Annotated in this window: 13 protein-coding genes and 1 tRNA gene; 13 read left to right on the forward strand and 1 reads right to left on the reverse strand. The window is 70.4% G+C overall.

Annotation, left to right across the window (positions count from 1 at the left end; all coding sequences use genetic code 11):
- Positions 1–12 precede the first annotated feature (12 nt).
- From J4030_RS06410 to dusB, 5 genes are all read left to right on the forward strand, one after another.
- Positions 13–1,215, forward strand: a complete 1,203-nt coding sequence (locus J4030_RS06410) for a sensor histidine kinase (RefSeq protein ID WP_307864593.1) — start codon at positions 13–15, stop codon at positions 1,213–1,215.
- Positions 1,212–1,820, forward strand: a complete 609-nt coding sequence (locus J4030_RS06415) for a response regulator (RefSeq protein ID WP_208048389.1) — start codon at positions 1,212–1,214, stop codon at positions 1,818–1,820. The genes J4030_RS06410 and J4030_RS06415 overlap by 4 nt, the downstream gene beginning before the upstream one ends.
- Before the next feature lie 223 nt (positions 1,821–2,043).
- A complete protein-coding gene (locus J4030_RS06420; protein WP_208048390.1) occupies positions 2,044–3,201 on the forward strand; it encodes an LLM class flavin-dependent oxidoreductase in 1,158 nt (385 codons plus the stop codon).
- A 1-nt stretch (position 3,202) separates the two neighbouring features.
- Positions 3,203–3,874 carry a CE1759 family FMN reductase gene (locus J4030_RS06425; protein ID WP_208048391.1) on the forward strand — a complete coding sequence of 224 codons (672 nt, stop codon included), beginning with the start codon at positions 3,203–3,205 and terminating at the stop codon, positions 3,872–3,874.
- Positions 3,875–3,937: 63 nt separating this feature from the next.
- Positions 3,938–5,116: a tRNA dihydrouridine synthase DusB gene (dusB, locus tag J4030_RS06430; protein WP_208048392.1), complete on the forward strand. Its 1,179-nt coding sequence runs from the start codon at positions 3,938–3,940 to the stop codon at positions 5,114–5,116.
- 110 nt (positions 5,117–5,226) lie between these two features.
- Here the strand turns inward: dusB and J4030_RS06435 are convergent, their stop codons facing one another.
- Positions 5,227–6,090 carry a sulfurtransferase gene (locus tag J4030_RS06435; RefSeq protein ID WP_208048393.1) on the reverse strand — a complete coding sequence of 288 codons (864 nt, stop codon included), beginning with the start codon at positions 6,088–6,090 and terminating at the stop codon, positions 5,227–5,229.
- Positions 6,091–6,144: 54 nt separating this feature from the next.
- Between J4030_RS06435 and J4030_RS06440 the strand changes: the two genes are divergently transcribed.
- From J4030_RS06440 to J4030_RS06475, 8 genes are all read left to right on the forward strand, one after another.
- Positions 6,145–6,426, forward strand: coding sequence for a DUF2277 domain-containing protein (locus J4030_RS06440; protein ID WP_208048394.1), 282 nt, complete (start codon positions 6,145–6,147; stop codon positions 6,424–6,426).
- Positions 6,423–6,845 (forward strand): DUF3806 domain-containing protein, encoded by a 423-nt coding sequence (locus J4030_RS06445; protein WP_208048395.1) that lies wholly within the window; start codon positions 6,423–6,425, stop codon positions 6,843–6,845. The genes J4030_RS06440 and J4030_RS06445 overlap by 4 nt, the downstream gene beginning before the upstream one ends.
- Positions 6,842–8,110 carry a deoxyguanosinetriphosphate triphosphohydrolase gene (locus J4030_RS06450; protein ID WP_208048396.1) on the forward strand — a complete coding sequence of 423 codons (1,269 nt, stop codon included), beginning with the start codon at positions 6,842–6,844 and terminating at the stop codon, positions 8,108–8,110. Before J4030_RS06445 ends, J4030_RS06450 begins: the two co-directional genes overlap by 4 nt.
- Positions 8,107–9,138: a nitronate monooxygenase family protein gene (locus J4030_RS06455; RefSeq protein WP_208048397.1), complete on the forward strand. Its 1,032-nt coding sequence runs from the start codon at positions 8,107–8,109 to the stop codon at positions 9,136–9,138. Before J4030_RS06450 ends, J4030_RS06455 begins: the two co-directional genes overlap by 4 nt.
- Positions 9,139–9,254: 116 nt before the next feature.
- Positions 9,255–11,156, forward strand: coding sequence for a DNA primase (gene dnaG / locus J4030_RS06460; protein WP_208048398.1), 1,902 nt, complete (start codon positions 9,255–9,257; stop codon positions 11,154–11,156).
- Positions 11,157–11,272: 116 nt separating this feature from the next.
- Positions 11,273–11,545 carry a GlsB/YeaQ/YmgE family stress response membrane protein gene (locus tag J4030_RS06465; RefSeq protein WP_208048399.1) on the forward strand — a complete coding sequence of 91 codons (273 nt, stop codon included), beginning with the start codon at positions 11,273–11,275 and terminating at the stop codon, positions 11,543–11,545.
- Between the two features lie 60 nt (positions 11,546–11,605).
- Complete coding sequence (locus J4030_RS06470) at positions 11,606–12,082, forward strand: hypothetical protein (protein ID WP_208048400.1); 477 nt, start codon at positions 11,606–11,608, stop codon at positions 12,080–12,082.
- A gap of 106 nt (positions 12,083–12,188) precedes the next feature.
- Positions 12,189–12,261 (forward strand) — tRNA-Asn (locus J4030_RS06475).
- Positions 12,262–13,378 lie beyond the last annotated feature (1,117 nt).

Below are 13,378 nucleotides of genomic sequence, written 5' to 3' on the forward strand. Positions count from 1 at the left end.
GAAACTGCCATCGTGGACCGCCGTGAGCAATTGACCGCCGCCCTGCGGCGACGCGCGTGGGGCGCCGAAGAGGACGGGGATGCCCCTCTCATCGGGCTGTTCTGGGCCGGGATCTGGCTCTTCTGGCTGGTCAGCCCGGTGTGGGACGCGGTGCGGATGCTGAACCAGCCACGCGGCTGGGTCGGCACGGCGGCGGTGCTCGGCTTCGCCGCGGTCTACCTGCGGCACTGGACACAGCGCTGGCAGCTCTTCGGCAGTTCCACGATCCGGGAGCTGCCAGTGGGCGACCCCCGGTCGCTCACGCGCTACGCCGCCCTGGCCGCCCTGTCCCTCGTCTCCATCGTGGCCATCGGCCAGAGCGCGGCGGCGACGTTGGTATTCGTGGGGGTCTCGGCGATGTGGACCTTCTCGATCCGGTTGGCGCTGCTCACCTCCGTGGTCATCGGGGTCGGCTACGCCTGGGCATCGACGCAGGTGCCGGGCTGGCGGTTCGACTCCGGGTCACTCATCGGGCTCACGTTCGCCACGATCGCCTGCTTCGCCGGGCGCATCGCCGGCGGCCGCGCCCACCAGCTCGAGGCCAGCCGCCGGGAGAACTCCCGGCTCGCGGTGGACGAGGAGCGCAACAGGATGGCGCGCGATCTGCACGACATCCTCGGCCACTCGCTCACCGTCATCACGGTCAAGGCCGAGCTGGCCGGCAAACTCATCGACGTCGATCCGGCGCGGGCCAAGGCCGAGGTTGCCGACCTCGAGCGCCTGTCCCGCGACGCGCTCGCCGACGTACGCCGCACCGTCACCGGATTCCGCGAGGTCACCCTGTCGGGGGAGTTGGCCCGCGCCCGGGAAGCGTTGCGGGCGGCCGGGATCCGTGCCGAGCTGCCGACGGCGACCGATGGCGTCCCGTCCGACCTGCGCGAGGTCTTCGCGTGGACGGTGCGCGAGGGCGTCACCAACGTCATCCGGCACAGCCGTGCGCAGTCGTGCACCATCGAGGTCGGTGATCGCGAGGTCACCGTGCGCGATGACGGGGTCGGCAACGCCGGGGGCGACTGCAGCGGCCACGGGATCATCGGGCTGCGGGAGCGAGCGCTCGCCGCGGGCGCCCGTCTGGTCACCGAGAGTCTTCAGCCGCACGGGTTCGCGCTCACGATGACCGCGCTGATGGATGCGCCGTCGGTCGATCGCGTCACGGAGAGAGCCTCGACCGCATGACGATCCGCGTGATGCTGGCCGACGATCAGGCCCTGGTGCGCGGCGCCCTGGCGGCCCTGCTGGAGCTGGAGTCCGACCTCACGGTCGTGGCCCAGGTGGGGGCCGGCGACCTGGTGGCCGCGGCAGCCCGCGAACACCGCCCGGACGTCATCCTGATGGACGTCGAGATGCCCGGCATGGACGGCATCGCGGCGACGGCCGCCGCGCGCGAGGCGCTGCCCGGGGTGCGGGTGCTGATCGTGACGACCTTCGGTCGGCCGGGCTTCCTGAGGCGAGGCCTGCGGGCCGGCGCGTCGGGGTTCGTGGTCAAGGACACGCCCGCGACCGAGCTCGCCGACGCCGTACGCCGGGTGCACCAGGGACTGCGGGTGGTCGACCCCCAGCTCGCCACCGACAGCCTCGTCGCCGGTGAATCACCTCTCACCCGACGGGAGTCGGAGGTGCTCCTCGCGGCGCGCGAGGGCGGCACGGTCGCCGATGTCGCGAAACGCGTCTTCCTCTCCGAGGGCACCGTCCGCAACCACCTGTCGGCCGCGATCGGCAAGACCGGCGCCCGCAACCGCGCGGAGGCCGTCCAGATCGCCGACGGCAACGGCTGGCTCTAGTCACCCCACGACCGTTCTCCGCTGCGCTCAGTTTGTCAGCAGTTCTCTGGCGTCCGCGCCGTAAACCCGCTGACATTCACGTGGAGTCGGCGCGGTTGTCAGCGGATGGGTGACGCCGGCGCCATCAGCCTGCTGACAACCGGGCGCCAGGGAATGGATCGAGATGCGCTACGGTTGAGGTAGTTGACACGTCAACAACACGACACGGCGATCAGGAGTTGTCATGGAGTTCGGAATCTTCACCGTCGGCGACGTCACGCCCGACCCGACGACCGGTCGTACCCCGACCGAGGCCGAGCGGATCCAGGCGATGGTGACCATCGCCAAGAAGGCCGAAGAGGTCGGACTGGACGTCTTCGCCACCGGCGAGCACCACAACCCGCCGTTCGTGCCGTCCTCGCCGACCACGATGCTCGGCTTCCTGGCCGCGCAAACGAGCACCCTGAAGCTGTCGACCTCCACCACGCTGATCACCACCAACGACCCGGTGAAGATCGCGGAGGACTTCGCGATGCTGCAGCACCTCTCCGCCGGCCGCGTCGACCTGATGATGGGCCGCGGCAACACCGGACCGGTCTACCCGTGGTTCGGGCAGGACATCCGCGAGGGCATCAACCTCGCCGTCGAGAACTACCACCTGCTGCGCCGGCTCTGGCGCGAGGAGGTCGTGGACTGGTCGGGGAAGTTCCGTACGCCGCTGCAGGGCTTCACGTCCACGCCCCGCCCCCTGGACGGCGTACCCCCGTTCGTGTGGCACGGCTCGATCCGCAGCACCGAGATCGCCGAGCAGGCCGCGTTCTACGGCGACGGCTTCTTCCACAACAACATCTTCTGGCCGCTGCGCCACACCCGTCAGATGGTGCAGCTCTACCGCGAGCGCTACGAGCACCACGGCCACGGCAGGGCCGACCAGGCCATCGTGGGCCTCGGCGGTCAGGTCTTCATGCGCGAGAACAGCCAGGACGCCGTACGCGAGTTCCGGCCGTACTTCGACGAGGCGCCGGTCTACGGTCACGGTCCGAGCATGGAGGACTTCACCACGCAGACCCCGCTCACCGTCGGGTCGCCGCAGCAGGTCATCGAGCGCTACCTGACGATGCGCGATGCGGTCGGCGACTACCAGCGGCAGCTGTTCCTGATGGATCACGCGGGCCTCCCGCTGAAGACGGTCCTCGAGCAGCTGGACATGCTGGGGGAGCAGGTCGTGCCGGTGCTGCGCAAGGAGTTCGACGCCCTGCGGCCTGCCGGTGTGCCCGCGCACGCGCCCACCCACGCGGAACTGATCGCGGCCGGCGACGACTCGGCCAACGCTCACGTCCTGCCGTCCGTCACGGTCCAGCAGGCCGCCACGGACGACGCCCTGCAGATGAAGGAGGCATGAGATGACCCAGCGCATCGTCGCGGTGACCGCCGGACTCTCCGTGCCGTCCTCGACACGGTTGCTGACCGACCGCATCGTGTCCGCGACCCGCGAACTGGCCAGCGCCCGCGGGGATCAGGTACAGGTCGGTCGTGGCCATGAACTGCAGATCGACGTCGTCGAGCTGCGCGATCTGGCGCAGGACATCGCCGCGCACCTCGTGACGCGCTTCCCGAGCGACGGGCTCGCGCAGGTCCTCGAGGACGTCAGCACCGCGGACGGCCTGATCGTCGTGACGCCCACGTTCGCCGGCTCCTACAGCGGCTTGTTCAAGTCGTTCTTCGACCTGGTCGAGCCCACCGCGCTCGCGGGCACTCCGGTGCTGCTGGCGGCCACGGGCGGCACGGCTCGGCACTCGCTCATGCTCGATCACGCGATGCGTCCGCTCTTCGCCTACCTGCAGGCCGAGCCGCTGGCCACCGGGGTCTTCGCCGCGACCGACGACTTTGCCGACCCGGGTCTCGGCCGTCGGATCGAGCGCGCCGCGCGGCAGCTCGTCGCAGCCGTCGGTCCGAACTCGCGGACGATCTACCCGACGGCCGCTTCGGAGGCTGTCCCTGCTCGGCAGGACGCCGGTCGCGACGACCTGGGTCCGGTGCCGGACTTCCGCGACCTGCTCTTCGGCAAGGTCTGAGCACGGACCGTCCGCCCCTGCCGGACACGACCGGCACGTCGATTTGAGACACTCGACCACGCTATGACTGCTCTTCTTCCCCCGCTGCGCATCGGTCGCCACACCATCGAGACCCCGGTGGTGCTGGCGCCGATGGCCGGCATCACCAACCGAGCGTTCCGTCGGCTGTGCCGTGAGTACGGCGACGCCGGGTCCGCCGCGACGGGTGCGCACAGCCTCTACGTCAGCGAGATGATCACCTCACGGGCCCTGGTCGAACGGGTGCCGCTCACCATGCGGCTGATCGAGCACGACCCCGGCGAGTCGCCACGTTCGATCCAGCTCTACAGCGTCGACCCCGTGACGACCGCGCGCGCCGTGCACCTGCTCGTCAGCGAAGACCGTTGCGATCACATCGATCTCAACTTCGGCTGCCCTGTCCCAAAGGTCACCCGCAAGGGCGGCGGCTCCGCGCTGCCATGGAAGACGGAGCTCTTCCGGTCGATCGTGTCGGCAGCGGTGCGTGAGGCCTCGGCGTACGACGTGCCGGTGACCGTCAAGATGCGCAAGGGCATCGACCCGGATCACCTGACGTTCCTGGAGGCGGGCCGCATCGCCGAGGGTGAGGGCGCGGCCGCGGTCGCGTTGCACGCGCGCACGGCGTCCCAGGCCTACTCGGGAACGGCCGACTGGTCGGCCATCGCCCGGTTGAAGGAAGTCGTCACCACGGTGCCGGTGCTCGGCAACGGCGACATCTGGTCGGCGCAGGACGCGCTCGCGATGGTCCGTGCGACCGGGTGCGACGGCGTGGTCGTCGGGCGCGGTTGCCTGGGACGTCCGTGGCTCTTCGCGGACCTCGCGGCGGCGTTCGCCGGCAGCGACGTGCGCGTCGTCCCCACACTGCGCGAGGTGACCGACACTCTGCGGCGGCACGCGGAGTACCTCTGCGAGTTCTACGAGTCGCAGGAGAAGGGCTGCCGCGACATCCGCAAGCACATCGCCTGGTACCTCAAGGGGTTCCGGGTCGGCGGCGAGCTGCGGTCGAGCCTGGCGCTGGTCGACTCGCTCGACGCCTTGGACGCGCTGATCGACTCCCTCGACCTCGACCAGCCTTGGCCGGGGGAGCCGGCCGAAGGTCAGCGCGGCAGGGCGGGCTCCGAGCGCCGCGTCGTGCTACCGGACGGCTGGCTCGCGTCTCGATCGATCGACGATCGCCAGCACGCGGAGATCGCGCACGCCGAGCTGGCCGTCTCCGGCGGCTGAGCACCTCCGCGATTCCGGCCGGCGTGGCCCGGCGCTGACGGCGTTCACCATGATTGACGGCGTTCGAACACCGTCAACCGACGCGAACGCCGTCAGGGTGGGCGCGGGCGTCAGTGCGAGGTCTTGTCCTCCACACCGGCAGCCACCGCACGGTCGGGGTCGGTGATCCAGTGCGACCACGAGCCGATATAGACCGCCGTGTGCGGGTGGATGCCGGACGCCTCGAGAGCCAGCGCCAGGTGGGTCGCCTGCACCCCCGAGCCGCAGTAGGTGCCCACGTCCGTCTCCGGGCGGACGCCGTGAGCGGTGAACCGCATGGCCAGGTCGTCCGGCGGCAGGAACCGTCCGTCGTCCTGGACGTTCTCCAGGGCGGGGGAGCTGAACGAGCCGGGGATGTGCCCGGCCACCGGATCGATGGTCTCCGCCTGTCCCGCGTGCCGGGCGGCCGGTCGCGCGTCCAGCAGCACCCCACGCTCGACGTACTCCGCGGCGCCGTCCGCGTCGAGCAGCGCGACGTGACCGGTCGTGGCGACGAAGTCTCCCTGGGTCGCGGGCTTGTCGGTGGTGACTTCGAGCCCGGCACTGGTCCAGGCCGCGTAGCCGCCGTCCAGCACCTGCACGTCCTCCTTGCCGAAATACCGCAGCAGCCACCAACACCGGCTGGCAGCAAGGGAGTTGGCCTGGTCGTACACCACGACGGGTCGCTCGTTGTTGACCCCGGCGGCTCGCATCGCCGCCTCGAACACCGCGATGTCGGGCATCGGGTGGCGCCCGCCGGTGCCGGGCTCGCCGGAGCACACCTGCTCGAACTCCACCCAGGACGCCCCCGGCAGATGACCCACGTCGTACGCCGGTCGCTCGCTCGGCGCGCCCAGGGTCCACCGCACATCCAGCACGGTCGGAGAGGGGCGGTCGCCCGTCAACCAGTCGTGCAGGGCGGCGGCGCCGATGAGCGGACGGAGAGCGCGCTGCATGCTTGCAGACTAGGCGCTCCCGGTGGGGTGGCAACATGTGCGAGCCTGGACGGCATGTGCCGCAACATCCGCCCCCTCAACAACTTCGCGCCGCCCGCCACCGACGACGAGGTCCATGCCGCAGCCGTGCAGTACGTGCGCAAGATCGCGGGCACGACCAAGCCGTCCACCGCCAACCAGGAGGCGTTCGATCTCGCCGTATGGCGGGTAACCGAAGCCAGCCGCGAGCTCGTGGACTCCCTGGTCACGACCGCCCCGCCGAAGAACCGCGAGGAAGAAGCGGCCAAGGCCCGCGCGCGAGCACAGGTGCGCTACGACACGGTTGGAACGCGTTGAGCAACAGCGACATCCGCATCCAACCCCTGGACCGGGCGGCACACCGGGCCCTTGCGGGCTGGATCGCTGACGCACAAGCGGCTGGCATCGACATCGACGACGCCTCCTCGATGGAGAAGGCGTACGAGGACTACTTCACCTCCGTGCAGGAGACGCCGGCCGCCGAGCGCACCGACCCCACCCAGATGCTCACGATGATCGGCATCGCGATGGGCGAACACGTGCAGCGGCGTACCGATGTCTCGTGGCGCGTCGCGACCGACGCGGAGGGCCCCGACCTGGCGCTGGTGGGCACCGACGAGACCGGTGTCTTCTTCCCGGTCGACCCGGTCGCGGACAACTGGAACGCCGGGCAGCGTGGATGGCTGGCCGAGTTCACCGAACAGGTGGTCGCCAGCCTGGGCGCGCCGTCCGCATGAGCGGGTACGTCGGCGCCGATCTCGAGTCCACCCTCGCGCCGGGGTACACCGCTGCCGACACCGAACGGTTCCTGCGCGAGGACCCTGCGCTCAAACGTGCCGACCGCGACGACTTCGCCCGCGACCGGGGCCGGGTCCTGCACTCCGGCGCGTTGCGCAGGCTCGCGACCAAGACCCAGGTGCTGCCGCCCGACACCGACGAGCTGATCCGCAACCGCCTCACCCACTCCCTGGAGGTCGCCCAGATCGGCCGGGAGTTCGGCGCCGACCTCGGGTGCAACGCGGACGTCGTCGACATGGCGTGCCTCGCGCACGACCTGGGACACCCCCCGTTCGGACACAACGGCGAGAACGCGTTGGCGCGCATCGCGCAGGACGCCGGCGGCTTCGAAGGCAACGCCCAGACGTTCCGGGTGCTCACCCGGCTGGAGGCCAAGCGGGCACGCGACGACGGCCGGTCGGTCGGACTCAACCTGACGCGCGCGTGCCTCGATGCCGCGACCAAGTACCCCTGGCAACGGGGCGAAGGCCCGGTCGCGACGACCAAGTTCGGCTGTTACGCCGACGACGCCGAGATCTTCGACTGGGTCCGCGCCGACGCCCCGGCGGGGGAGCCGTGCCTCGAGGCGCAGGTCATGGACTGGGCCGATGACGTGGCCTACTCGGTGCACGATGTGGAGGACGGCATCACCTCCGGGCTGGTGCCCCTGCACGCGCTCTGGTCGGGCGAGGAGCGGATGGCGCTCGCCCGACTCGCGCAGTCGACGTACGCGCCGCAGCTGGACGTCGAGCTGCTCGCCGCCTCGCTGGCCGACCTGGTGGCCAGCGGCGTGATACCGCGATCGCACGACCGGTCGCGTGCCGCGGTGGCCGCGCTGAAGGACATGACGAGCCGGCTCATCGGTCACTTCGTGAGCGCCGCCACCGGCGCCACCCGCGACCGGTACGGCGTCGGTCCGGCGACCCGGTACGCCGCCCGGGTCGTCATCCCGCAGACGGTGCTGGCCGAGTGCGTGATGCTCAAGGCGATCAACGCGCGGTTCGTGCGCCTCACCGAGACGCGCGTGCGGCTGCTCGCCATGCAGCAGGAGGTCATCGCCCAGCTCGCGGATGCCTATCTGCAGGACCCGACCCGGCTCGATCCGCTCTTCGCCGAGGACCTGCGGCGGGCCGGTGACGATGCCGCACGATTGCGCGTGGTGGTCGACCAGGTCGCCTCGCTGACCGACCCGCGCGCTCTCGAACTGGCGAGGCAGTGGTCATGATCGCGTTCCCGACACTGGAACGACCGGTGGCCGTCGCCCCGATGGCGGGCGGTCCGTCGACCCCGGAGCTGGTGGCGGCTGTGTGCGCGGCGGGTGGCACCGGTTTCCTCGCGGCGGGCTACCGCTCGCCCGAGGACGTCCTGCGCCAGATCGAGCGCACCCGCGAGCTCACCGACCGGCCGTTCGGGGTCAACGTCTTCGTCCCCGCACCGCTCGACGAGCGACCCGGCATGTCCGCGCGGCAAGCCGTCCTGCGGTACGGCGATCGGCTGGCGCCCCTTGCCCGCCAGCTGCAGGTCGACCTCCCGACGGTGGACTGGGACGACGTCGATGCCTACGACGACAAAGTCACCGCGCTCGTCGAGTCACGGATTCCCCTGGCATCCTTCACTTTCGGCGTTCCTGACGGTGACGTCGTCGAACGGTTGCACGGGGTGGGCTGCTGCGTCATCGTCACGGTGACCGACCCGGACGAGGCAACCCGTGCCGCGCGAGGGGGCGCCGACGCACTGGTCGTGCAGGGGTACGCCGCCGGCGGCCACCGCGGCACCCACGCGGTGCAGACCATCCCGTTCGACCGGGAGTGGGCCGAGATCCTGCGCGAGACCCGGACGGTGACCAGCCTCCCGGTGCTCGTCGCCGGAGGAGTGATGGGCAGCCGTGAGACCCGGCTGGCGCTGGATGCCGGAGCCGTGGCGGTGCAGTGCGGCACGGCGTTCCTGCTCGCCGACGAGGCCGGGACCAGCGCGGCCCATCGCGCGGGTCTGCGCGAACCCTCGTTGGACCACTCGATCGTGACCCGCGCGTTCAGCGGGCGGCCGGCCCGCGGCGTCCGCAACGAGTTCGTGGACCGCTACGGCGAGGCCGCACCGCCCGTCTATCCGGCGGTCAACCAGCTGACCGCCCCGTTGCGCGCGGCAGCCGCCCGGTTGGAGGACCCCCAGGGCGTCGCACTCTGGGCGGGCAGCGGATGGGCGTCCGCGCGCTCCGGACCGGCCGCGGACATCGTCGCCCGCCTCACCGGCTGAGCCCGGTCGACGTGGTGTGCGCAGGCGGGTGGGACGTCCCCTGTGGACGAGCGCACCGCGCCGCCGGGCGCACCCCGTAGAATCGCCGCGACGACGAGGCGCACGAGAGGTAGCTGGTGGCGGGGCTGATCAAGGCGGAGGATGTCGCCCTCGTCAAGGAGCGATCCTTGCTGGAAGAGGTCATTCGCGAGCACGTGACGCTGAAGCCCGCAGGCCCGCGTTCCCTCAAGGGACTGTGCCCCTTCCACGACGAGAAGACGCCGTCGTTCACGGTCAGCCCGGACAACGGCACCTACCACTGCTTCGGGTGCGACAAGGGCGGCGACGTCATCTCCTTCGTGATGGAGGTGGAGCACCTCACCTTCTCCGAGACGGTCGAGCGTCTGGCCGGTCGGGCCGGGATCGAACTGCACTACGAGGACGGTGCCGGTCCGCGCGAGGAGGGGGCCGGGCGGCGCAGCCGGCTGGTCGAGGCGCACCGGGTCGCCAGCGAGTTCTACGCCGAGGCGCTCATCTCCGCGTCCGATGCGCGGGTCGCACGCGACTTCCTCCGGGCGCGCCAGTTCGACCGGTCGGTCGCCGAGCACTTCGGGCTCGGTTTCGCGCCGCGTGGTGGCGAGGTGCTCGCACAACACCTGCGTGACAAGGGTTTCCGCGACGACGAGGTCGTCCTGGCGGGTCTGGTCGGACGCGGTCGAGGGCTCTACGACCGGTTCCGTGGGCGGCTGGTCTGGCCCATCCACGACATCACCGGGGACCCGATCGGCTTCGGCGCTCGGCGCATCTTCGACGACGACCGCATCGAGGCCAAGTACCTCAACACCGCCGAGACGCCCATCTACAAGAAGACCCAGGTGCTGTACGGGCTCGACCTGGCCAAGAAGGCGATCGCGCGCGACAGGAAGGCGGTGATCGTCGAGGGGTACACCGACGTGATGGCCGCTCACCTGGCCGGAGTCGAGCAGGCAGTGGCCACCTGCGGTACGTCGTTCGGGAGCGATCACGTGCGGACGCTGCGCCGCCTGCTGCGCGACGCACCCGACCAGCAGCCGGCCAAGGTCGTCTACACCTTCGACGGTGACGCGGCCGGGCAGAAGGCCGCCATGCGCGCCTTCGAGCTGGACGGCCAGTGGGACGCGCGCTCCTTCGTGGCGGTCGCCGCCGAAGGGCAGGACCCCTGCGAGCTGCGGCTGTCCGGCGGGGACGCCGCCGTACGCGCCCTGGTCGACGACGCGACGCCGATGTTCGAGTTCGCGGTGCGCACCACGCTGCGGCGGTTCGACCTGGACTCGCCGGAGGGGCGCGTCCTGGGGGCTCGCGCGATCGCGCCGATCCTCGCCGCCGTGCGCGACCAGGCCATGCGCGCGGAGTACATGCGGACCGCCGCCGGCTGGGTCGGTGTGTCCGAGGAGCACCTGCGGGCGGAGATCGCTCGTGCAGGCAACAGTGCCGGACGGCCGGGCGCGGGTCAGGACAAGCGGCGGGCGCCGGCGGCCGAGGACCCGCAGGACGATGCGCCCCCCACCGATCCCGGCATGCCTGCGCCGAACGAACGCGATCCGATCGTGCGTGCCGAGTCGCAGTTGCTCGAGTGCCTCCTGCAGTTTCCGGCGAGCGTGCCCGCACGGGAACTTGCCGCCGTCCGCGGCTCGGACTTCACCGCGCCCGCCCACCGCTCGCTCTTCGCCGCGGTGATGGCGGCCGGTCCGCCCGGGGAGCGGACGCCGGCGGTGTGGTTGGACGACGTCCGCCTCCACGCGCCCGAAGTGGTGCACCAGCTGCTCTTCCGGTACGCCGTCGCGACGCTGCCGACCCGGCTCGACCCGAGCACGGGCGCGCCCCAGCAGCGGTACGCGCGGTCGCTGCTCGTGCGGGTGCGGGAGGTGGCTCTGCAGGGCGACATCAACACGGCGATGAGTGAACTGCGCCGGGCCGATCCGGCCTCCTCACGCGAGGTCGCGCAGCGGCTCACGCAGTTGCAGAAGGACCTCACCCTCCTGCGGGCGAGCCTCGACTGACGCGCCGGGCCCGCACAGGGTTTGCACCAGCCCCGCCGTGCGGGCACAGTCAAGGCAGAACCTCACCCCGACGGCATCGACCGGCGGGTTCATCTCGGCGACAAGGAGCCACCTTCATGATCGGAACAGTGATCGGCGCCATCATCGGCGGTTTCATCATCGGTGCGCTCGCGCGTCTGGTGATGCCCGGCAAGCAGAACCTCGGCTGCATCATGACCACGATCCTCGGCATCCTTGGCTCGGCCATCGGGTCCTGGGTCTGCTACCGGCTCGGGTACAACAACAACAACGGTGGCTTCAAGGTCATCCCGTTCCTGGTCGGCATCATCGCCGCGGTCATCCTGATCGCGATCTACCTCGGCGCCACCGGCCGCAGGATCCGGTCCTGACCGGTGTTCGGATCGGGTGATCGACCAGGCCCACGACGCGGCCCGAAGTTGCCCGACGACGTGCGGGACGCGCTCGACCTCGCTCGGGGTGAGCGCGTCCTCACGTTCGCCCGGGACGACAACACCGGCGCGCAGGTGGTCGCCACGACCTACCGGTTCCTCGTCGCGACGGTGGACGCGGTCGTCGTGCAGCGCGACTGGTACGACGTGGACGCCGGCCAGTGGGATCCGGACACCTGGACGTTGACCGTGACCTGGGTCGACGGCCTGCGGGCCGGGCAGTACACGTTCCGGGGTCAGGACACCCGTCTGCCGGAGACCTTCCACGAGCGCGTGCAGGCAAGTGTCGTGCTGGCGTCACCGCTCGACCTGCCCGGTCCGCGCCGTTCCGGCCGTGTCGTGATCCGCAAGGACCTGCGCGACGGTCGGCTGTTCGAGCAGACGGTGCTCGGGCGGCAGACGCCTGCGACGGATCCCGCGGTGCTCGCGCGGATCGACCAGCTGTCGGCCCAGTTGCGCGACCAGGTCGGCCTCTGAGGGGTTCCCGCGCGGGACCGACCGTCCTGCCCCATCGTGGTGGGAGGCTGTTTTGGTGTGCACCGCCCGGCGTTGCTAAAGTGCATCTCGCGCCGAAGGGCGTCGGTCCCCTGTAGCTCAATTGGCAGAGCATTCGGCTGTTAACCGGAGGGTTGTTGGTTCGAGTCCAATCGGGGGAGCCGTCAGATTAGGCCCCTGACCTGCGGAAACGCAGGTCAGGGGCCTTCTCTGTCCCGAGTTGCATCGGCTATGCAGCGGTTGAGGTCCAAGGCGGGCGCGCGTTTAGACGACCGGATAGATCAAGCCTGGGCCAACACCGGACCGGGACACTCGCACGTTGGCCGGCCGACCCGTGTGTTGTGCGGGGCATCTCAGCGTGGGGCGCTGGGCCCAGAAGTCGAGCTCCCTAGTAATCACCGAAGTGAGGGGCCCCGCGTCTTCTGGGTGGCGCCCGATCGCAAGGCAGGTTGCTGGCCTCGGGACGAAGGATGGTAGACCTCAGCGCCAGCGCGCGCGCACTGCGAGCGCTGCCCTCGTCGACACGTACACGACAGCGGTGGGCTGGAACTCACGCCCTCGGTCTCCAGGTAGTGCTGTGAGGCCGTTCGCTGGCTCCCCTCCACCCCGGCGGCCTCCGAGATGGCATCGGTCACTGGTTCGATCCCAGTATCGCCCACCAGTACGAAACGGCCCCTGACCAGCGGAAACGCTAGGTCGGGGGCCTCTTCGCTGTTGTTCTGCATCGGATATGCATCGGATAGCCGCCGTTACTTGCGCCGGCTGATGCAGCTCCGGTCCCGTAGGCCGATCGAAGGGACCGGCCCGCTTCGGTCGTCACCGACTGCGGTGGCGGGATCAACCGACCGCTCAGCCGGGCGGGACCCGAACACGTACAAGGTTCGAGTCCCTTCACGTCCACCACATTGAACGGCCCCTGAGCTGCGGAAACGTAGATCGGGGGCCGTTCCATATCGGTTGCGTGTCGGATACGTGTCGGATCGAGGCGCACGGCACACTGACCCGAGACTGCGGACATGAACCACTCCACTCGTGGAGCCGCCCACAACACGCCCGACACCTTCCCGGGCTGGCACTTCCGGCGCCCACGGAGCGCGGTGCTCCCGGTGGTTCGGGACTGTCCGGCAAACGGTGTTTCTGGCCTGACGCGCCGGCTGCGGTTGGCGGGAAGGTTGGTCACTGATGACCGAGACAATCACGGGTATGAGCTCGATGCCGAAGGAACCGAAGAAGGAACGCTCCTCGCGTGCGACCGCGGTGGAGCGGGCCGCGGTCGCG

The sequence above is a fragment of the Allobranchiibius sp. CTAmp26 genome (assembly GCF_017565405.1).
In the GTDB taxonomy this organism is placed as follows: Bacteria; Actinomycetota; Actinomycetes; order Actinomycetales; family Dermatophilaceae; genus Allobranchiibius.